Raw genomic sequence first — 19194 nt, 5'->3', positions numbered from 1 at the left:
GTTCTGCAAATTCGCTGAGAGAGGGCGGTCATGGCAGGCTGGTGATGTTCAACGTCACCGATTCCTTGGAAGGAACGCCACCATGACCAAGACAGAGGGTAAATCGACCAGCGCTGCCGTCAAAGACATTCTGCTTTCGAACCCGGAGGGGCTGCACGAAGTGATCCGTGCGGTAATGCAGGAGGTTCTCGAGGCGGAGATGGAGGAGGCGCTGGGTGCTTCGAAGGGCGAAACGCACGCCTGAGCGCCTTGGGTATCGCTCGGATTACTACGGCCGCACCCTGGTCACCGGGGTGGGCAAGCTTGAGCTGCGGGTTCCACAGGACCGGGCGGGTCACTTCTGCACCGAGCTGTTCGAGCGGTACCAGCGTTCGGAGGGGGCCTTGGTTGCGACGCTTGCGGAGATGTATGTACAGGGCGTGTCGACCCGCAAGGTCAAGGCGATCACGGAAGAGCTGTGCGGTCATGCGTTCTCGGCCTCGTCGATCTCGGCCATCAACAAGCGCTTGGACGAGAGCTTGAAGGCGTTTGCCGAACGCCCCCTTCAAGAGCCGTTTCCTTACCTCATCCTCGACGCGCGCTATGAGAAGGTGCGTGAAGCCGGCGTCGTCACGAGCCAGGCGGTGCTGATCGCGGTTGGCATCGACTGGGACGCCGGCGCCAGATCCTGGCCGTGGAGATGGCAAATCGCGAGAACCGTTCGGCCTGGAGGGACTTCCTCGTCTCACTGAAGGCACGCGGCCTCAAGGGCGTCGAATTGGTCGTGTCCGACGACCACGCCGGCCTGGTCGCGGCGATCGGCGAGGTGATCCCGGAAGCAGCCTGGCAACGCTGCTACGTGCACTTCCTCAGGAACGCGCTCGATCACCTGCCGCGCAAGCACGGCGACGACTGACTGCAGAAGTTGCGCTGGCTCTACGACCAGTGCGATCTCGCTGAGGTCAGGGCCGATCTCGCCGCATGGCTCGCCAAATGGTCGACTCGCTATCCGCGCCTGACCACCTGGGCGGAAGAAGCCATAGAGCAGACGCTGACTTTCTTCCGGTTGCCGCGCCAGCACCACAAGGATCCCAAGTCCACCAACATGCTCGAGGACGACGACGCAGCCGCGACGCTACGACACTTGACCATTTCGTCGAGGCATCTGGCCGTGTTTTGTTCGTCTTTCGAGCAACCCCGCCTTGCCAAGGCCGTCCATCAGATGGTCGTGATCTTCCTGATGCTGGTACCAAGCCGCACCCCGCCAGAACTCATCCCAATCCTTGAGCCGGCGGCCCGGGAATGCCGCCATGTCGTCCTCGGCAACCCGTAGAAATTCTTCCAGCATCGCTTTCGCTTCGGCCAAACGTCCGGCATAAGCATAGCTTGCCGCCAAAATCCCTCGAACTTCATTGATCGGTTCCGGAATCGACTTCAATGAAGCAATGGCGTCACCATACCGGCGGGCGGTGAAATATGCCCAGCCTTTGCCCCATGGGAACCAGGTGAAATCGTACGGGTTCTGCCGCTTCGACAGTTCGAACTGTTCGATTGCGGCCTCGGGTTGTCCGACGGTGTGAAGGAAATACGCGTAGTAACCCCTCGCTTCCGTGTCATTCGGATTATTTTGAACGGCCTTTTCGAGATGAAACCGCGCCTCCTCGTATTCTCCCCTGGCGTTGTGCACCATTCCAAGGATCCAGCGAGCGTTATTGTCGGCGTCATCGAGCGTGACCGCCCGCTTCGCAAATTCAATGGCCTCATTACGCAGTCGATCGCGATCCTCCGACCAGTGGGCCATTTGGGTCACAAAACAACAATATGCGTAGTAGGCGTGGGCCTGAGAGCTGGTGGGGTCGATTTCAATCGCATGGCGCGTCAGCATCCGGGCCTCTTCGGTGTCACTTCTGGTGAACTTCATGACGAATGCCCTGGCGCGCAAGACAAGGTCATAGGCCTTGAGCGCACTCGGACTGAGTCTGACCGCGCGTTCACGCCAAGCCGCCTCGACCCGACCGCCAACCGTGGAGGCGACCGCGCTAGCCAACTCGTCCTGGATGCCAAACAGATCTAGCAGGTCGCGGTCATAACGCTCGGCCCAAACGTGACTGCCGGTGACCGCGTCCACCAGCTGTGACGTGACGCGGATTCTGTTACCCGATTTCCGCACGCTCCCCTCGACGACGTAACGCGCGCCCATCTTGCGGCCGAACTCCTTTACTTCGATCGCCTGGCCCTTGAATGCAAAGGACGAATGGCGTGCGATCACCAGCAGTGAATGGAAGCGCGACAGTTCCGTGATGACGTCCTCGGTGATGCCGTCCGAGAAATACTCCTGTTCCGGATCGCCGCTCATGTTGTTGAAGGGCAGCACGGCGATCGACGGTTTTTCATTGGCGACCGACTCCACTCCGACCGGTTGCAGGAACGGCGCGTCGGGAAAGAGGTTGACATTGTAGACGCGCACCGGCCGCTCGATGTTCTTGAGCGTCTGCTCGCCCGTGTCTTCAAAGGTAAGGGCGAGCCTGTTGCCGAGACTGTCCCGGACAGAGCCGGATACGGCAACGCCGCCCGGCCTGGCGATGCTCTCGATCCGAGCCGCAATGTTGACGCCATCGCCGAAAATGTCGTCATCGTCGATGATGATATCTCCGAGGTTGATCCCGATGCGGAACTCGATGCGCCTGTCCGCCGGCACGTCGGCATTACGCTCGCGCATCTTATGCTGGATGTCGGCGGCGCAGGCCACCGCATTTACCACACTGGGGAACTCTACCAGCAAGCCGTCGCCGGTCAGCTTGACGATCCTGCCCTGATGCTCAGCGATCTTAGCGTCCACCAGTTCGTGGCGATGCGCCTTGAAGGCCGACAGGGTCCCGCTCTCGTCGAGACCCATGAGCTTGGAGTAGCCAACCACATCGGCCGCGAGGATGGCGGCTAGGCGACGCTGATTGCGTTCTTCGGCCATTAGCAATACGCTGACCTAGAGCGAAGGAAATCGTGTGGATTGTATGGGCCCTCAGGCGTGGAGTCTATCGCGCCCTTTGGCTGCTATTGGGTGGGTTCAGACCTTCGTCGCACCGCGCCGAACGTCCGCTATCGTACTTCGGGCGCCATAAGCCGACCTTCCGAATCCGGCCCCAAAGCTGCCGGCCGGCAATGCGCCTGATGTCGGTCGTAGAGGTCGATTCTGCGGTTGCCCGGAAGCAGACATTTCGGCAAAGCGCCTGGAAGGTTGGATAGCTAGATGTGAGCTTTCGGGAGGTTGTCCATTCGGACCGGACCGGGGAGACTGGAGTTACCAGGCTTCTCACCGGAGGGTCCGAATGAACAACCACAAGAATGCCCGTCTCACGCCGCTACGTCGAGAGGAGATGGCGCTGGCGGTGATAGAAGGCGCTTTCTCCAAAGCCCATGCGGCGCGTGTCTACGGCGTGTCGGCCAAGATCGTGGCGCGCTGGGTCGAGCGCTACAAGTCCGAAGGGCGGGCCGGCATGATCGACCGTTCCTCGCGGCCCGACCATATGCCACAGGCCACCGCTGCGTTGATCGCCGAGCGCATCATGGCGCTGCGGCGGCAACGTTGGACCGGCAAGCACATCGCCCATGAGGTCGGCGTCTCGCCCGCCACCGTTAGCCGCGTTCTCAAGCGTGCCGGACTGTCGCGGCTCAGGGATATCGAACCGGCCGAGCCGATCCGACGCTACGAGCGCGAGCATCCTGGCGAAATGATCCATATCGACATCAAGAAGCTCGGTCGTTTCGAGCGCATCGGTCATCGCATTACCGGCAAGCGCACCGGCAATGCCAGCTCGCGCGGCAGCAGTTGGGAGTTCGTCCATGTCTGCATCGACGACGCTTCCCGCATCGCCTTCTCACAGATCCTGCCCGACGAGAAAAAAGAAAGCGCCGTCGCCTTCCTCAAGGCTGCGGTCGCCTACTACGCCAGCCTCGGCGTCGCGATAGCCCGCGTCATGACCGACAACGGCTCCTGCTACAAATCGAAGGCCTTCGCCAAGGCCTGCCGCGAGCTCGGCCTCAAGCATGTCAGGACAAGGCCCTATACGCCGAAGACCAATGGCAAGGCCGAGCGCTTCATCCAGACAGCATTGCGCGAATGGGCCTATGCCATCGCCTATCCGACTTCAGATCACCGTGCCGCAGAGTTGCCGGTCTGGCTGCACAGATACAATTGGCATCGTCCACACGGCAGCCTAAAGTCCAAAACACCTATCAGTCGCCTCGCTCTAACCGAGGACAACCTGTTGAGGCTCCACAGCTAGACGCACGCGGATTAGACTAGGCGAAGTTTATCTCGAGCGATCTGCCAAGCCGATTCGACATGTCGCCGTGCCGCCGCTTCCGCCTCTTCGGGCTTGCGCGCGCGGATCGCATCCATGATCTCGTTCATCTCAGCGATCGCCGGCTCGCGCCGGTTGGCCGAGGCGATGGTCATCGAGCGGAGCTGGTTGATGCGGACATTCAGCCCGCTGACGATTTCCCAGGCAACACGTTTGTCCGCGGCCTCGAACAGCGTTTCGTAGAATTTCGTCGTCGCCCGCATCACTGCCGGCGGCGCCGCCGACGCCCATGCCTCGAACAGGTCCGCCAGCGCGCGTTCGAGCGTTGCCAGTTGCTCGCCGGTGGCCGACAGGGCGCAGGCGCGTGCCGCAATGCCTTCAAGCAGTGCCCTCAACTCGTAGATCTCGTCGGTGCGGCCGAGATCCGGCCTGGCTACGGCCGGCCCGTGCCCAGGGATCATCTGCACGAGCCCCTCGGCCTCCAGTTGCCGCAGCACCTCGCGCACGACGGAACGGCTGACGCCAAGCTGGTCGCAAAGCGGCCGTTCGACCAGCCTTTCGCCAGGTTGGAAGTGGAAATCCATGATGGCTTCGCGCATGCGCTCCAGCGCCAGCGTCCTCAAGGTCTTGGCGCTGCGGTCGATGCGAAGGGTGTCGTTTGGCATGTCTTGCCTCCTGCACCGCCACGAAAACAGATTCCATGCCCGGTTGACAAGGTACTTGGCGCTCCATAGCATGGTATACCATAAGATGATACAGGGATCAGACGGTCCCTGGCATCGCCGACCCGAGGATTCCATGCAGCCCGCCATTCGTAAGATCGTGACCTATACCGAGAACACGCTGATCGAAGGCGGCAAGGCCGCCCCCCGGCCGCTGCGCCTTATCGGCGTAGCCGCGGTGCTGACCAATCCCTGGGCGGGACGCGGCTTCACCGACGATCTCTCGCCCGAGATCCGCGCCTGTGCGCCTGTGCTCGGAGAGACCCTGACCCGCGAGATCATTGCCGTCGCCGGTTCCGGCGACGCGATCGAGGGTTACGGCAAGGCGGCCATTTGCGGCACGTCGGGCGAGATCGAGCATGCGTCGGCGCTGATCCACACGCTGCATTTCGGCAATCATTATCGCCGCGCCGTCGGCGCCAAGACATATCTTGCCTTCACCAACCTGCGCGGCGGGCCGAACACGCCGATCATGATCCCACTGATGGACAAGAATGACGAAGGACGGCGCTCGCATTACCTGACCGTGCATTTCCAGATCGGCGATGCGCCGGCGCCGGACGAACTGGTGGTGGCGCTTGGCGCGTCGATCGGCGGTCGCCCGCATCATCGTATCGGCGATCGCTATCAGGACCTCAAGGAGCTTGGGGACGTGCATGGCTGACGCTTCCGCATGGGCGCGACAGGGCACAACTTCCGAGGGCACCGGCTTCATCCGTGCCGGCGCTGGCACGCCGGTGCTGTTCATCCACGGCGTCGGCATGAACGCCGCGATCTGGCAGCCGCAGTTCGAACGCATGGCCGATAGCTTCGACGTCATCGCCATCGACATGCTCGGCCATGGCCTTTCGCCGTTGCCGCCGCAACACCCGGAACTCGCCGACTACGCCGACCAAACTATTCGCCTGCTCGACCATCTCGGCATCGACAAGGTGTCCGTCGTCGGCCACTCGATGGGTGCGCTCGTTGCCCAGGAGCTCGCGCTGCGCGCACCGGAGAGGGTCAGCCGCATCGTTTCCCTGAATGCCGTGTTCCGGCGTCCACCTGAACTGGCCGAAGCCGTTCGCCAGCGCGCGGTAGCGCTCAACGGCCGCAACGATACGGCCGGCACGGCGCAGACCATCGCGCGCTGGTTCGGCGATCCGATGCCGGCCGAGTTGGAGGCGGCAGCGCAGAAGACGGCATCCGCACTGAGCGCGGTCGACCCGGAAGGCTATGCCCGCACCTATCGCCTGTTCGCTCGTGCCGACGGCGATCATGCTGACCGCCTGCCAATGCTGGCTGTGCCGGCCCTTTTCATGACCGGCTCCGAGGACAGGAACTCTTCGCCGGCAATGTCGGCCGCGATGGCACACCTGGCGCCACATGGCCGCTGCACGGTGCTGCCGGGCGAGAAGCACATGATGGCGGTCGCGGCACCGGACCTAACCACGCGCCATATCGTTGACTTCCTCGCGGAGGACGAAGCGGCCAGGCAAAACAGCACCGCGGAGGCGAATACAGGGTTCGATATCGGCGAGTTCCGCCGTGCGCTGGGATCCTTCCTTACCGGCGTTACCATCGTCACCACGATCGGACCTGGAGGCGAGCCGCGCGGCTTCACCGCCAACTCCTTCACCTCGGTGTCGCTCGATCCACCCCTAGTGCTGGTCTGCATCGCCCACAAGGCATTAGGCCATCCTGTCTTCGCGACATCGAAAAGCTTCGCCATCAACATCCTCAACGAGGGCCAGAAGGCAGCGTCCGGCATCTTCGCCTCGAAAGCCGCCGACAAGTTCGCCGCCGTAGCATGGCGGCCGGGAAGGACCGGCAGTCCCGTTTTGGACGGCTCCGTCGCGTCCTTCGACTGCGACATGGAGCGGCTGGTCGAGGCCGGCGATCATTCGATCCTCATCGGCCGCGTCCGTGATTTCGAGCACAATTCCGCGCAGCCGCTCGGCTATTGCCGCGGCGCCTATGTTGCACCCGGCCTCAGCCAGGACGCGCTGGCCGCCACCCAGCCCGGCACCGATGTCGGCGCCATCCTCGAAAATGGTGGCCGGATCCTGTTCGTGGAAACGACGGACGGTTTTGAACTGCCGCGCGGCCGAGGGTTGGGTTCGGCAGGCGATGCCAATAGTCTGCGAGGACTGCTTGCGGCAACGGCCATCGAGGCCCAGCTCGGCTTCCTGTTCGCCGTCTGGGACGACGCCGGAACCGTTTCGCGCACACATGTCTACTATCGTGGCACGTTCGACGTGCCCGCTTCCAGCGATCGCGGCATCCGGCTGATCGAGATCGACGCGATCGAAGGATTGAAGATCGCCGATCCGGCGATCCGCTCGATGCTCGCGCGCTATGTCAGGGAATGCTCGGTGGACGCCTTCGGCGTTTATGTCGGCAACGATGTCGAAGGTGAGGTCCGGCCGCTCGCCACAGCCGGTGCTTCCGCCGTCAATACAGGTGACCACGGATGAAATTCTCGCTCTTCGTGCATATGGAACGGTCGGACCTGGCCAAGCCGCATTCCGAGCTTGTGACCGAGCTCGAGGAACTGGTCCTGATGGCCGAACAGGCAGGGTTCGAGACCGCCTGGATCGGCGAGCATCACGGCATGGAATTCACCATCTCGCCCAATCCCTTCATCAACATCGCCTATCTCGCGGCCAAAACCAGCCGCATCCGCCTCGGCACTGGAACCGTGATCGCGCCCTTCTGGCATCCGATCAAGCTTGCCGGCGAAGCGGCGATGGCCGACGTCATCAGCGGCGGCCGGCTCGATATCGGCGTCGCGCGCGGCGCCTACAGTTATGAATATCAGCGCATCTTTCCAGGCCTCGACGCCTGGGGCGCCGGCCAGCGCATGCGCGAGATCATACCGGCGATCCGCGGCCTCTGGGACGGCGACTTCGAACTCTCCGGCGAGTTCTGGCAATTCCCCGCCACCACCTCCTCGCCCAAGCCGCTGCAGAAACCCTACCCGCCAATCTGGGTGGCGGCCCGCGACCCGAATTCGCACGATTTCGCCGTCGCCAATGGCTGCAAGGTCCAGGTGACGCCGCTGGCTTCCGGCGATGACGAGGTGACGAGCCTGATGCAGCGCTTCAACGCCGCCTGCGCCGCGCATCCCGAGATCGAACGGCCGGAAATCATGCTTTTGATGCACACATTCGTCGCCGAGGACGCGGCCGACGCCGATCGCCTCACACAAGACCTGTCGACTTTCTATTGCCAGTTCGGCGCCTGGTTCCAAAACAAGAAGCCGGTGCATCAAGGGATATTGGAACCGCTGACGGCGGACGAGATCGCGGCCATGCCGCAATACGCGCCCGACAAGATCAGGCAGAACCTGGTGATCGGCGAAGCCGATGAGGTCATCGCCCGGCTGAAGGCCTATGAGGCGCTCGGCTACGACCAGTACTCGATCTGGATCGACAGCGGCCTTTCGCACGAGCGCAAAATGAAATCGCTGCAACTGTTCATCGACCGGGTGATGCCGGCCTTCCTCTGATCGCGAGCCCATGACCGACGCCCTCTTCAGGAATTTCATCGACGGCCGCTTCGACGAGCCGTCCGTCACTTTCAACAGTGTCGACCCGTCGACCGGGGCGGCCTGGGCGAAGATGCCGGCGGCGAGCGAAGCCGATGTCGACCGTGCCGTCGAGGCGGCGCACCGCGCATTGCGCTCAGACCCATGGCGAAGGATGACGGCGACCGCGCGTGGCAAGTTGCTGGTCAAGCTCGGCGACCTCGTCGCCGCCAATGCAGCACGCCTGGCCGAGCTCGAGACACGCGACACCGGCAAGATCATCCGCGAAACCCGTGCCCAGATCGCCTATGTCGGCGACTACTACCGCTTTTATGGCGGGCTCGCAGACAAGCACGAAGGCGCGCATGTGCCGATCGACAAGCCGGATCTCGACGTCACCATCCGCCGCGAACCGATCGGCGTCGTTGCCGCGGTGGTGCCCTGGAACTCGCAGCTCTTCCTCTCGGCCGTCAAGCTCGGCCCGGCGCTTGCTGCCGGCTGCACCATCGTGCTCAAGGCCTCCGAGGACGGACCGGCGCCGTTGCTCGCCTTTGCCGAACTGGTTCTTGAGGCCGGCTTTCCCCCAGGCGTCGTCAACATCCTCACCGGCTTTGGCCATGAGTGCGGCCGGCGCCTCACCAGCCATCCGCTGGTTTCGCGCGTCGCCTTCACCGGCGGTCCGTCGACGGCGCGCGCCATCGTCAGGAACACAGCAGAGAACCTCGCTTACACCACTCTGGAACTCGGCGGCAAAAGCCCGGTCGTCGTCTTCGCCGACGCCGATCTCGACAGCGCCGCCAATGCGGTGGTCGCCGGCATTTTCGCCGCGACTGGCCAGAGCTGCGTCGCCGGCTCGCGGCNAGCGCCGCCAATGCGGTGGTCGCCGGCATTTTCGCCGCGACTGGCCAGAGCTGCGTCGCCGGCTCGCGGCTGCTGGTCGAGCGTTCGGTCAAGGATGAATTCCTCGCCCGCCTGAAGCGCAAGGCCGAGGCGATCCGCATCGGCGATCCGCAGGATCCGGCGACCGAAATGGGTCCGCTGGCCACGCTGCGTCAGCGCGACTGGATCGAGAAGGTTGTCGCGGAAAGCCTTGCCGCGGGCGGCATGCTGGTCACCGGCGGAACACGGCCAGCCGGCAGCGGCTTCTATTACGCACCGACCATCATCGATGCCGGCGGCAGCGACCTGCCCTGCGTGCGCGAGGAGCTGTTCGGACCGGTGCTCAGCGTGCTTGCCTTCGACACCGAAGCGCAGGCGCTAGCGCTCGCCAACGACACGCCCTTCGGCCTCGCTTCGGGCGTGTTCACCAGCAATCTCGCTAGGGCGCACCGCATGGCGCGCGACATCCGTGCCGGCGTCGTCTGGGTCAACACCTATCGCGTCGTATCGCCGCTCGTTCCCTTCGGCGGCTACGGCCTGTCGGGGCTCGGCCGCGAGGGTGGGCTCGACACCATCAGAGATTACACACGCTCGAAATCCGTCTGGATCAACACCTCGGACGAGCCGATCCCCGATCCCTTCGTCATGCGCTGAGAACCGCGGGACAGGGTGCACTGAGAAAAACAAGAACAGACCAACAGAGGAGAATGACATGAAACTGATTTTGACCGGCCTGCTGGCCGGGCTACTCACGGCAACCGCCGCCAAGGCCGACGAGATGGCGTTCACCAGCTGGGGCGGCACTACGCAGGAAGCGCAGACCAAATCCTGGGCAGCCCCCTTCGAAGCCAGTTCCGGCATCAAGGTGCTGCAGGACGGACCAACCGACTATGGCAAGCTCAAGGCCATGGTCGACGCCGGCAATGTCACCTGGGATGTCGTCGACGTGGAAATGGATTTCGCCATAAAGGCCGGCAAGGACGGGCTGCTGGAGCCGATCGACTATGCGGTCGTGCCCAAGGCCGATCTTGACCCGCGTTTCAGCAATGAGCATGCCGTCGGCAGCTTCTACTACTCCTTCGTGCTCGCCTGGAACAAGGGCGCCGTCTCGGGCGAACCGACCGGCTGGGCCGACATGTTCGACACCAAGAAGTTTCCCGGAAAGCGGACCTTCTACAAATGGTCGGCGCCGGGCGTCATCGAGATCGCTTTGCTGGCCGACGGCGTGCCGGCGGACAAGCTTTACCCGCTTGATCTCGACCGTGCCTTCAAGAAACTCGACACCATCAAATCCGATATCGTCTGGTGGGGCGGCGGCGCTGAATCACAGCAGCTGATTGCCTCCGGCGAGGCTGCCTTCGGTCAGTTGTGGAACGGGCGTGTCTTCGCCCTCCAGCAGGATGGCACCGATGTCGGCGTCGCCTGGAAGCAGAACCTCACCGCCGCCGACGTGCTCGTCGTGCCGAAGGGCGCCAAGAACAAGGACAGCGCGATGAAGTTTCTCGCCGCCGCCACCAGCCCGACCGGCCAGGCGAAATTCGCCGAGGCAAGCGGCTATGCGCCCATCAACACCAAGGCCAAGGCGGAGATGCCCGCCGATGCCGTCAAGGCCCTGCCTGATGCCCATGTCGACGGCCAGATCAACCTCGACATGAACTACTGGGCCGAGCATCGCGACGAGATCGCCACGCGCTGGTATGCCTGGCAGACCAAGTAACACCGTTGCAGACCGACGGGGCGCGGCTTGCGCGCCCCGTTTCGAGACAGGACCGCTCGATGCAGGGAAGTTCTTTCAGACGCAGCTCGGTTGCCGGCCTGCCAGCCGGCAGCGGCAGCGCCTTGCCGGCCCTGCTTCTGGTTGGCCTGTTCTTCATCGTGCCGGTGGTTGCCCTGCTGCTGCGCAGCGTCACCGATCCCGAACCCGGCATACAGAACTACGCGGCGCTGTTCGGCAGCGACACCTATGTGCGGGTGTTCCTCAACACCTTCCTGGTCGCATCGGTCGTCACAGCCGTTACCATCCTGGTGGCATTCCCTGTTGCCTGGATGCTGGCGATCATGCCGCCGGCCTTGGGCTCGATCGTCTTCGGCATCATCATTCTGTCGATGTGGACGAACCTTCTCACCCGCACCTATGCGTGGATGGTGCTGCTGCAACGCACCGGCGTGATCAACAGGGCGCTGATGGGGTTGGGCATCATCCCCGAGCCGCTGCCGCTCATCAACAACCTCGCCGGGGTCACCATCGGCATGGTCTACATCATGCTGCCCTTCATGATCCTGCCGCTGGTCGGCACTTTACGCGCCATCGACCCTATGACGCTGCGCGCGGCCGCCCTTTGCGGCGCAGGCCCGTTCGAGGCCTTCCGCCGCATCCTTTTGCCGCTGTCGCTTCCCGGCATCGCCGCCGGAGGGCTGATGGTCTTCGTCATGTCGCTTGGCTACTTCGTCACGCCTGCCCTGCTTGGCGGCACATCGAACATGATGCTGGCCGAGATGATCGCCCAGACGGTGCAGTCGCTGCTCAACTGGGGGCTTGGAAGTGCGGCCGCCTTCGTCCTGCTTGTCGTCACCATGGCGATCTACGCAATCCAGCTTCGCCTGGTCGGCGCCAGGCGCGCCGGCGGAGGGCTCTGACATGCTGCTCGACTATGACCGGCTCGGATGGCTGCGCGTGGCACTTGTCGGCTTCACGGCGGCAGTCACGGCTTTCCTGTTGCTGCCGGTGGTCTTCATCGTGCTCCTGTCGTTCGGCTCGTCGCGCTGGCTGGCCTTCCCGCCGCCCGGCTGGACGCTGAAATGGTACCAGCAGTTGCTGGCTGATCCGACCTGGATCGATGCCGCGCTGACCAGTGCCCGGATTGCCGCCATGGCCGCCATCCTCGCCGTCGTCATCGGCCTGTTCGCCTCCTTCAGCCTGGTCAGGGGTGAGTTTCGCGGACGCCAGGTCCTGCGCGGCTTGCTGTTGATGCCGATGGTGCTGCCGGTCGTCGTGTTCGCCATCGCCATCTACGCCTTCTTCCTGCGCATCGGCCTTGCCGGCACCACGGTCGGCTTCGTCATCGCCCACACCATCCTGGCGCTGCCTTTCGCCATTATCCCGATCACTGCGGCGCTAGAGGGTTTCGACAAATCCATCGAGGACGCGGCCATAATCTGCGGCGCCAGTCCGCTGCAGGCACGGTTGAGGATCACCTTGCCGTCGATCAGGATCGGCATCTTCTCCGCAGCGATCTTCTCTTTCCTGGCCTCATGGGACGAGGTCGTGGTGGCGATCTTCATGGCAAGCCCGACCTTGCAGACCTTGCCGGTCAAGATCTGGGGCAGCCTGCGAGCCGACCTCAGCCCGGTCGTCGCCGCCGCCTCCAGCCTGCTTGTCGGCCTGACCTTGTGCCTGATGATCGTGACCGCACTCCTTCGCAGGAAATTGTCCAGATGACCCGGCCATTCCTGTCCATACGCGCGGTGAGAAAGACGTTCGGCGCCTTCGTCGCCGTCCATGACGTCACCATCGATGTGCCCAAGGGGGAGTTCCTGACGTTCCTCGGCCCGTCGGGTTCCGGTAAGTCGACGACGCTCTACGCCATCGCCGGTTTCCAGGATCCGAGTTCGGGCGATGTGCTCCTGGAGGACAGGTCGCTGCTTTCGGTGCCGTCGCACAAGCGCAACATCGGCATGGTCTTCCAGCGCTACACGCTATTTCCGCATCTGAGTGTCGCCGAAAATGTCGCCTTTCCGCTGCGCGTGCGCCGCCGACCGGATGGCGAGATCAAGCGCAAGGTCGCCGACATGCTGGCGCTGGTGCGCCTCGAAAACTTCGCCGACCGCCATCCGGGCGCGCTGTCGGGCGGCCAGCAGCAGCGCGTGGCGCTTGCCCGCGCGCTGGCCTACGATCCGCCGATCCTCTTGATGGACGAACCCCTGTCGGCGCTCGACAAGAAGCTGCGCCAGGAGATCCAGGCCGAGATCCGCCGCATCCACCGCGAGACCGGCGTCACCATCCTCTATGTCACGCACGACCAGGAAGAGGCTCTGCATCTTTCGGATCGCATCGCCCTGTTCAGGGAAGGCCGCATCGAACAGATCGGCACCGGTGAGGATCTTTATCTCAGGCCGGCAAGCGAGTTTGTTGCCGGCTTCATCGGCAACTCGAATTTCCTGCCGGCCGAGCATCTGCAAACCGCGGGCGGGGCGTCAACGATCCGCCTGGCCGACGGCTCGATCGTGACCGGCGTCAAGACGACAACGTCCTTTGGCCAAGGCCAGAAGGTCCGGCTGATGGTTCGCCCGGAAGCCTTCCGCCTCACGGCCGGGCCAACAAGCGCGGCACTCGCTGTCGAGATCGTCGATTCCGCCTTCTTCGGCGATCGCCGGCGCGTCGTGGCGCGTACGGCCAGCGGCGACGAAATCGATGTCAGGCCAACCTCGGATGCAGAGGAAGCGGATAGCGCCGCCACATCAGGTCAGCGCATCTTTTTCGATCCCGCTTCGGCGTTCCTGTTCCCGGCCTGATGGCCGGGATTGCGCCTCTGAAGGCGATTCCGTTGCCGAAAGAAAGTCCGCTTGTGAAAATGCGTGCTTAGAAGCTGTCAGTCCGCTTCCGTGAAGAGTTTCGGGCGCCGCCAGGCGTACGAAAGTCCCCGAGGAAGGAACCCGCGGGGCACAGTCGATGGCTATGGGGATTTCGATCTGCGGCCGATGTCGGCGATGTCGTGACCGCTGCTGGGAGGCGTCGGGATGGATGCGGAAGGGCGCTTCGTTGTGCCTCCGCGCGGTTTAGCCGATCCGGCACGAGGCTCGTTGCGACGCTGTCGGCGGCGATATTGACGATGGACACGCGTGGGTCCGTTGCCGGAGGCGGGGCGCCTGCGGGTGAAGGTTCGACCATGCCATGCCGGATCATGGAGTTGTCTCCCGGTTCGTCGCGGTTGCATCGGGCGGACCGCGTGGCTGCCTCCAGCGCTCGAACGTCTCGATGATGATCATGCGCCCGCCGCAGCAAGGGCATGGCGGGCGGAAGTCTTCCGGTACGGCGGGATCACCGGGGCTGGGCAGCTCGGTGACATCCAGGAGTTCGCGGGCGAGCGCAAGGCTGGCCTTGCGGGCGGAGCCGGCGAGCAGGCCGTAGTGCCGGATGCGATGGAAGCCGCGCGGCAGGACATGGAGCAGGAAGCGGCGGATGAACTCGTCAGCCGCCAGCGTCATGACCTGCTGCCGATCAACGCCGTCGCGGCGATAGTCCTTGTAACGGAAGGTGACGCCGTCCTGGTCGAACGCGATCAGGCGGCGGTTCGAGATCGCCACCCGGTGGGTGTAGCGCGACAGATAGGCGAGCACCGCCTCCGGTCCGGCGAACGGCGCCTTGGCATAGACCACCCATCGCTTCCCCCGAACGGGAGCAAGGTGGCGCAGGAAGGCGCGTCGCTCGGTGAGGTGCGCCATGGTCCCGAAGAACCCGAGCTGCCCGGCGTCGTGCAGCGCGAGCAGCCGCGTGAGGAAGAGCCGTTGGAACAGCTTGCCAAGCATGCGCACCGGAAGCAGGAAGGCCGGCCGCGAGAAGACCCATCGGCCTCCGCCCAGTGCCATGCCACCGCCCGGCACGATCATGTGTACATGCGGATGGTGGGTCATCGCCGATCCCCAGGTGTGGAGCAGGGCGGTGATGCCGATGCGCGCGCCGAGGTGTCTTGGGTCGGCGGCGATCGTCAGCATCGTCTCCGATGCCGCCTTGAACAAAAGGTCGTAGACGAGCGCCTTGTTGTGGAAGGCGATGTCGCCGACCTCGGCAGGCAGCGTAAACACGACATGGAAGTATCCGACTGGCAGCAGGTCGGCCTCGCGCTCGGTAAGCCATGTCCGCGCCGCCGCGCCCTGGCACTTCGGGCAGTGCCGGTTGCGGCAGGTAATGGGCGACGCCCATTACCTGCCTTATGGGCAAATCCAGTAATGGGGAGTTGGCGGCGACTTGATCGCGCTCTTGTGTCCGCCGCCGCCAACCCGGCTCACCATTACGAAGGGCGCTTAAGGAGCGCGATCAGCCTGTCGGACGGCTGGAACGCGCCGCGCCGCAGATGCGGTGGAACGATCGATTCCATGGCGTCGAGCTTCTCTGTCGGATCACCACGCGTGTAGATTTCAGTGGTCGTCAGAGTCGCGTGTCCCAACCAAAGCGACACCTTACGGATGTCCTGCGTTGCTTGCAGGATGATCATCGCGCATGTGTGCCTGAGCACGTGAGGCGAGATGCGTTTCTTGTTGAGGCCGGGATGCGCTCGAGCGGCAGTCGCTGCATGCTGTTTGAGCAGATAGGCGAAGCCCCATCGGCTCAGCGGCTCTCCCCGGGCATTGACGAACACCTCGGGTGCTGCAACCCGCCCGCGAACGGCGAGCCAGGCGCGCAGGGCTGCGGCCGTGGTCTTCCACAAGGGAAGCGTCCGTTCCCGCCGTCCCTTGCCCAGGACACGAATGCTCATCGACGACAGGTCGATGTCCTCGAGATTCAATCCCGTCAGCTCGGACACGCGCAGACCCGCACAAACCGCCAGATGCAGCATGGCCCGGTCGCGGATGCCATCGCGCGTGGCGGGATCCGGAGCGTCGAGCACCGCTTGCAGCTCCTCCCGCAGGAGATAGGGGACCAGACGCTGATCCGTCTTCTTGAATGGGATCGCCAGGACGCGGCGGACATGCTCCAGGGCTGCCGGCTGCCTGTATTCGAGGAAGCGGAAGAAGGACTTGATGGCCGCCAGCCGAACATTGCGCGTCACCGGCGCGTTTTTGCGCTTATCCTCGAGATACTCCAGGAAGTCGCTGATGAGACCGGCGTCGAGTTGCTCCAGCGTCAGCGCCGATGGCGAGACCTTCAGCCGCTTTGCAGCGAACATGAAGAGCAATTGGAAGCTCAGGGAATAGGAGTCGCGCGTATGCCGACTGACGCCCCGCTGGCGGGCGAGTGTCTCATCGAGGAACGCTTCGATGAGGGGAGCAATCGGCGTCATGATTGCCTCCCTTCGGTAATGAACCCTTCACCTGCCGCGGCGACGTCGCGAATGAGGTCGGCGGTGGCCTCCAGGTACCAGTAGGTCGCATAGATATTGACGTGACCCATGTAGGTCGCAAGCGCCGCCATATGCGCGCCGCTTCGGCTTCGATCCGTCGGACTGCCTTGCAGCGCGCGCACCGCAAACGTGTGCCGCAAATCGTGCAGACGCGGGCGGCGCTTCGCCGCCGGTACGATACCCGCCGTGCCGACCAGCCTGTCGAAGGTCTCTTTGACAGCAATGTAGCGCAGAGGCAGACCACGCGCGTCAACGAACACCGGATCAGTCTCGGAACAGGGCCGGCGATGCGCCAGATAGCCATTCAAGCCCGCTACTGCTGTGTCGTGCAGCGGCACCAGGCGGGTTTTCCGGAACTTGGTCTCGCGGATCAGCAGGCCGTCGCGCGTCACGTCGGCGACCGTCAACTTCAGCGTTTCGGAGATCCTCAATCCGGTGGCTGAGAGCAGTGCGATCAATGTCGCATAGGTCCGTGAGCGCAAGCCGCCTTTGGGTCGAAGCCGAAGGGCGGCCTCGATGAGGCGATCGATCTCCGCTGCTGGGTAGATATGCGGCGAGCGCCGCGTCTTGCGGGCACCGAAGTGATTAGCCGGCGGCAGCTCATGCCGGGCGTCTTCAACCCGGACATGACGCACAAAGCGGCAGACGGCTTTCAGTCGAGCATCGCGTTGCGCGACAGACGGTCCCCGCGCCGCCCAATCGATTGCGGTTTGCGTGTGGACTTGCGTTTGCCCGCGCTCGGTCGCAAAGGCGGCAAAGCTCCTGAGCAAGTATTCCGCATTCAGCATTGCGAATCCAGTGGCACGGCGGAGCGCCAGATAAGTCTCGATGGCCTTCAACATCAGAGAACCTCCGGCCAGGGCTGCGCGACTTGCTTCAGGAGCGTGACATCGGCCTTGGCGTAACGGGCAGTCGTGTCGATGCCTCGGTGCCGCAGGACCAACCCGATCTTCTCAAGCGGAACGCCATGGCGCAGCATCTCGGTCGCCGCCGTGTGTCGCAGGACGTGCGCCCCCTTGACTGGCGCCACGATGCCGGCCCGCTGCATGAGGCGTTTCACCAGCGACGAGATGCCGTCACCGTTCCGGAACGGTCGAAACGGCGCGATATTGCGGAGGAACACATGATCGCTCGGGCAGGTCGAAGGGCGACACGCGAGGTAGTCGGCGATCGCATCCCCGACATCTTGCGGCAGCGGCAGACGCACCTCATAGCGCGACTTGCCCGAGACCCGCAGCGAGCCCGTCTCCCACTCGATATCGTCAAGGCGGAGTTGCGCCACGTCGCCGGCCCGCAGCCCGAGGCGCACCAAAAGTAGGACGATCGCACGATCACGCCGGCGCGCAACGACTTCGCCATCGCATGCCGCGATCAGCCGGTTCACCTGCTCCGCCGCTAGATATCGCGGCAAGTCGGCAAGCCGCCAACTGGCAAAGCCAGGAACGACATCGGCGAGACCTGCTCGGCAGCGGCCTGTGACGGCAAGATACCGCAAGAACGCGCGCAGGCTGGTCGTCAGCTTCTCCACGGTTCCATTGCCGCAATGGCTCGCGCGGTCCAGGAAAAAGCTGCGGATAGCGGCTGGTTCCCACCGCTCTGGATCGTCCCCGAGTGCCGCTATCAAGTGGGCGGCGTCGCGGGCGTAGAGCTCGATGGTGGGATCGGACGCCCCGCGATGCTTGCGCAGCCACACTTTGAAGTGAGCCACCAGGCACGGCTCGGCACGCTGCAATGCGGCAGCGGCGGACCGGCAAACGCCAATTTCGACAAGGTGCTGGCGAAAGAGCCTGGCGCCAAAAATGGTGTGGTGGTTGCGACGCCCGCCCATGGCGCGCGGACATCGGCAAGCGCACAAGTGCTCGCTGAACACCGCCAGATCAATGTCGCTGGGCATTGCCCCTTGCCGAGCCACGACATGGCCGAGGTGCGCTGCCGCCCGCAAATATCGCGCGGCCGTGCCGGCACTATAGCCCTGCCGCTCGAGCGCGGCTGCGAAACCGTCAAGGTATGGTCCGCTTGGCCCGCTCCGCAAATGCCTCGGCAGCTTCGATGCCGAGAAGTAAATCTCCAACATGTTCGTCTCCGTTTCTGACCGGCCATTGGTGGCCGAGCTGATGGAGGCGCAGGACCGCGCGGTTATGGAGACAAAAAGCGGAACAATTCACCGAAAAATGCCGTTGTCGGCACGCCAACTCCCCATTACTGGATTTGCCCATAAGGCAGGAGTTGTAGGCGATCCGCCATTGGCCGCAGTCCTCGCAAGCCTCGACGTGACCGCCAAGGGCTGCGGTGCGGCAATACTCGATCGCCGACATGACCTTGAGCTGGATGAGGCTCAGGTGACCTGCATGGGCGGCCCGATAGGCGGGTCCGGCAGCACGGAAGATGTCGGCGACCTCGATCGAGGCGCGCACGGCTCAGATGTCGGGCGAGCCCTCTCCTGGCTTGAACAGCCCGAGCTTGTCGAGCGGGCTCGTCACGGCACGCACCGTCCGGGTCGCCACCTTCGCGTAGAGTGCGGTGTTGTTGAGCTTGGCGTGCCCGAGCAGGACCTGGATGATGCGGATGTCGGTGCCGTCCTCCAGCAGATGGGTGGCGAAGCTGTGACGCAGCGTGTGCGGCCCCACCCCAGGCGCCCTCCCGCGCAGCGGGTTCGTTCAACGGCCCAAAGGCTGCCGGTCAGCAATGCGCCTCATCTCGGACAAAAGAGGTAAACCGACGCGCTCCTCGAAAGCGGACATCGCGGT

Annotated in this window: 13 protein-coding genes and 5 pseudogenes; 10 read left to right on the top strand and 8 right to left on the bottom strand. The window is 63.8% G+C overall.

Annotated features, from left to right (window positions below):
* Positions 1-82: 82 nt before the first annotated feature.
* Positions 83-1093 (top strand): annotated as a pseudogene (locus X741_RS01000000167205) (IS256 family transposase); the annotation flags it as partial.
* Between the two features lie 21 nt (positions 1094-1114).
* Here X741_RS01000000167205 and X741_RS140995 read toward each other — a convergent pair.
* Positions 1115-2947 (bottom strand): adenylate/guanylate cyclase domain-containing protein, encoded by a 1833-nt coding sequence (locus tag X741_RS140995; protein WP_023780128.1) that lies wholly within the window; start codon positions 2945-2947, stop codon positions 1115-1117.
* A 358-nt stretch (positions 2948-3305) separates the two neighbouring features.
* On the opposite strand from X741_RS140995, the gene X741_RS141000 reads away from it, so the two are divergent.
* A complete protein-coding gene (locus X741_RS141000) occupies positions 3306-4262 on the top strand; it encodes an IS481 family transposase (RefSeq protein WP_031250500.1) in 957 nt (318 codons plus the stop codon).
* A gap of 11 nt (positions 4263-4273) precedes the next feature.
* Here X741_RS141000 and X741_RS141005 read toward each other — a convergent pair whose 3' ends face one another.
* Entirely contained in the window at positions 4274-4945 is a 672-nt protein-coding gene (locus X741_RS141005) for a GntR family transcriptional regulator (RefSeq protein WP_023780126.1), read from the bottom strand.
* A gap of 133 nt (positions 4946-5078) precedes the next feature.
* Between X741_RS141005 and X741_RS141010 the strand changes: the two genes are divergently transcribed.
* The 8 genes and pseudogenes from X741_RS141010 to X741_RS141040 all read left to right on the top strand — a co-directional run bounded on the left by X741_RS141010 (position 5079) and on the right by X741_RS141040 (position 13901).
* On the top strand, positions 5079-5666 hold the full coding sequence (locus X741_RS141010; RefSeq protein WP_023780125.1) for an amino acid synthesis family protein: 588 nt from the start codon (positions 5079-5081) through the stop codon (positions 5664-5666).
* The gene (locus X741_RS1000000171585) at positions 5659-7458 is read left to right on the top strand and encodes an alpha/beta fold hydrolase (RefSeq protein ID WP_023780124.1); all 1800 of its coding nucleotides are present in this window, start codon (positions 5659-5661) and stop codon (positions 7456-7458) included. Before X741_RS141010 ends, X741_RS1000000171585 begins: the two co-directional genes overlap by 8 nt.
* Positions 7455-8492 (top strand): LLM class flavin-dependent oxidoreductase, encoded by a 1038-nt coding sequence (locus X741_RS141020; RefSeq protein WP_023780123.1) that lies wholly within the window; start codon positions 7455-7457, stop codon positions 8490-8492. The genes X741_RS1000000171585 and X741_RS141020 overlap by 4 nt, the downstream gene beginning before the upstream one ends.
* A gap of 10 nt (positions 8493-8502) precedes the next feature.
* Positions 8503-10043, top strand: a pseudogene (locus tag X741_RS01000000167200) (aldehyde dehydrogenase).
* Between the two features lie 58 nt (positions 10044-10101).
* The gene (locus tag X741_RS141025; protein WP_023780120.1) at positions 10102-11106 is read left to right on the top strand and encodes an ABC transporter substrate-binding protein; all 1005 of its coding nucleotides are present in this window, start codon (positions 10102-10104) and stop codon (positions 11104-11106) included.
* A 59-nt stretch (positions 11107-11165) separates the two neighbouring features.
* The gene (locus X741_RS141030) at positions 11166-12026 is read left to right on the top strand and encodes an ABC transporter permease (protein WP_023780119.1); all 861 of its coding nucleotides are present in this window, start codon (positions 11166-11168) and stop codon (positions 12024-12026) included.
* A 1-nt stretch (position 12027) separates the two neighbouring features.
* Entirely contained in the window at positions 12028-12828 is an 801-nt protein-coding gene (locus X741_RS141035; protein WP_023780118.1) for an ABC transporter permease, read from the top strand.
* The gene (locus X741_RS141040; RefSeq protein ID WP_023780117.1) at positions 12825-13901 is read left to right on the top strand and encodes an ABC transporter ATP-binding protein; all 1077 of its coding nucleotides are present in this window, start codon (positions 12825-12827) and stop codon (positions 13899-13901) included. Before X741_RS141035 ends, X741_RS141040 begins: the two co-directional genes overlap by 4 nt.
* A 387-nt stretch (positions 13902-14288) precedes the next feature.
* Here the strand turns inward: X741_RS141040 and X741_RS141045 are convergent.
* From X741_RS141045 to X741_RS141065, 6 genes and pseudogenes are all read right to left on the bottom strand, one after another.
* Positions 14289-15293 (bottom strand): annotated as a pseudogene (locus tag X741_RS141045) (IS91 family transposase); the annotation flags it as partial.
* A 104-nt stretch (positions 15294-15397) separates the two neighbouring features.
* Positions 15398-16387 carry a tyrosine-type recombinase/integrase gene (locus X741_RS141050; protein ID WP_023780115.1) on the bottom strand — a complete coding sequence of 330 codons (990 nt, stop codon included), beginning with the start codon at positions 16385-16387 and terminating at the stop codon, positions 15398-15400.
* The gene (locus X741_RS141055; protein WP_023780114.1) at positions 16384-17289 is read right to left on the bottom strand and encodes a tyrosine-type recombinase/integrase; all 906 of its coding nucleotides are present in this window, start codon (positions 17287-17289) and stop codon (positions 16384-16386) included. Before X741_RS141055 ends, X741_RS141050 begins: the two co-directional genes overlap by 4 nt.
* Complete coding sequence (locus tag X741_RS141060; RefSeq protein ID WP_245272787.1) at positions 17289-18521, bottom strand: tyrosine-type recombinase/integrase; 1233 nt, start codon at positions 18519-18521, stop codon at positions 17289-17291. Before X741_RS141060 ends, X741_RS141055 begins: the two co-directional genes overlap by 1 nt.
* Positions 18522-18669: 148 nt before the next feature.
* A pseudogene (locus X741_RS1000000169065) lies at positions 18670-18861 on the bottom strand (transposase zinc-binding domain-containing protein); the annotation flags it as partial.
* A gap of 3 nt (positions 18862-18864) precedes the next feature.
* Positions 18865-19074: pseudogene (locus X741_RS141065) on the bottom strand (tyrosine-type recombinase/integrase); the annotation flags it as partial.
* Positions 19075-19194: the final 120 nt, after the last annotated feature.

The organism is Mesorhizobium sp. LNHC221B00 (assembly GCF_000502935.1).
Lineage (GTDB): Bacteria > Pseudomonadota > Alphaproteobacteria > Rhizobiales > Rhizobiaceae > Mesorhizobium > Mesorhizobium opportunistum.
This window is presented reverse-complemented; position numbering and strand designations above follow the sequence as displayed.

Coding starts and splice junctions, on each gene's coding strand:
- X741_RS140995 (WP_023780128.1), bottom strand. CDS start 2,947: ATGGCCGAAGAACGCAATCAGCGTCGCCTAGCCGCCATCCTCGCGGCC.
- X741_RS141000 (WP_031250500.1), top strand. CDS start 3,306: ATGAACAACCACAAGAATGCCCGTCTCACGCCGCTACGTCGAGAGGAG.
- X741_RS141005 (WP_023780126.1), bottom strand. CDS start 4,945: ATGCCAAACGACACCCTTCGCATCGACCGCAGCGCCAAGACCTTGAGG.
- X741_RS141010 (WP_023780125.1), top strand. CDS start 5,079: ATGCAGCCCGCCATTCGTAAGATCGTGACCTATACCGAGAACACGCTG.
- X741_RS1000000171585 (WP_023780124.1), top strand. CDS start 5,659: ATGGCTGACGCTTCCGCATGGGCGCGACAGGGCACAACTTCCGAGGGC.
- X741_RS141020 (WP_023780123.1), top strand. CDS start 7,455: ATGAAATTCTCGCTCTTCGTGCATATGGAACGGTCGGACCTGGCCAAG.
- X741_RS141025 (WP_023780120.1), top strand. CDS start 10,102: ATGAAACTGATTTTGACCGGCCTGCTGGCCGGGCTACTCACGGCAACC.
- X741_RS141030 (WP_023780119.1), top strand. CDS start 11,166: ATGCAGGGAAGTTCTTTCAGACGCAGCTCGGTTGCCGGCCTGCCAGCC.
- X741_RS141035 (WP_023780118.1), top strand. CDS start 12,028: ATGCTGCTCGACTATGACCGGCTCGGATGGCTGCGCGTGGCACTTGTC.
- X741_RS141040 (WP_023780117.1), top strand. CDS start 12,825: ATGACCCGGCCATTCCTGTCCATACGCGCGGTGAGAAAGACGTTCGGC.
- X741_RS141050 (WP_023780115.1), bottom strand. CDS start 16,387: ATGACGCCGATTGCTCCCCTCATCGAAGCGTTCCTCGATGAGACACTC.
- X741_RS141055 (WP_023780114.1), bottom strand. CDS start 17,289: ATGTTGAAGGCCATCGAGACTTATCTGGCGCTCCGCCGTGCCACTGGA.
- X741_RS141060 (WP_245272787.1), bottom strand. CDS start 18,521: ATGTTGGAGATTTACTTCTCGGCATCGAAGCTGCCGAGGCATTTGCGG.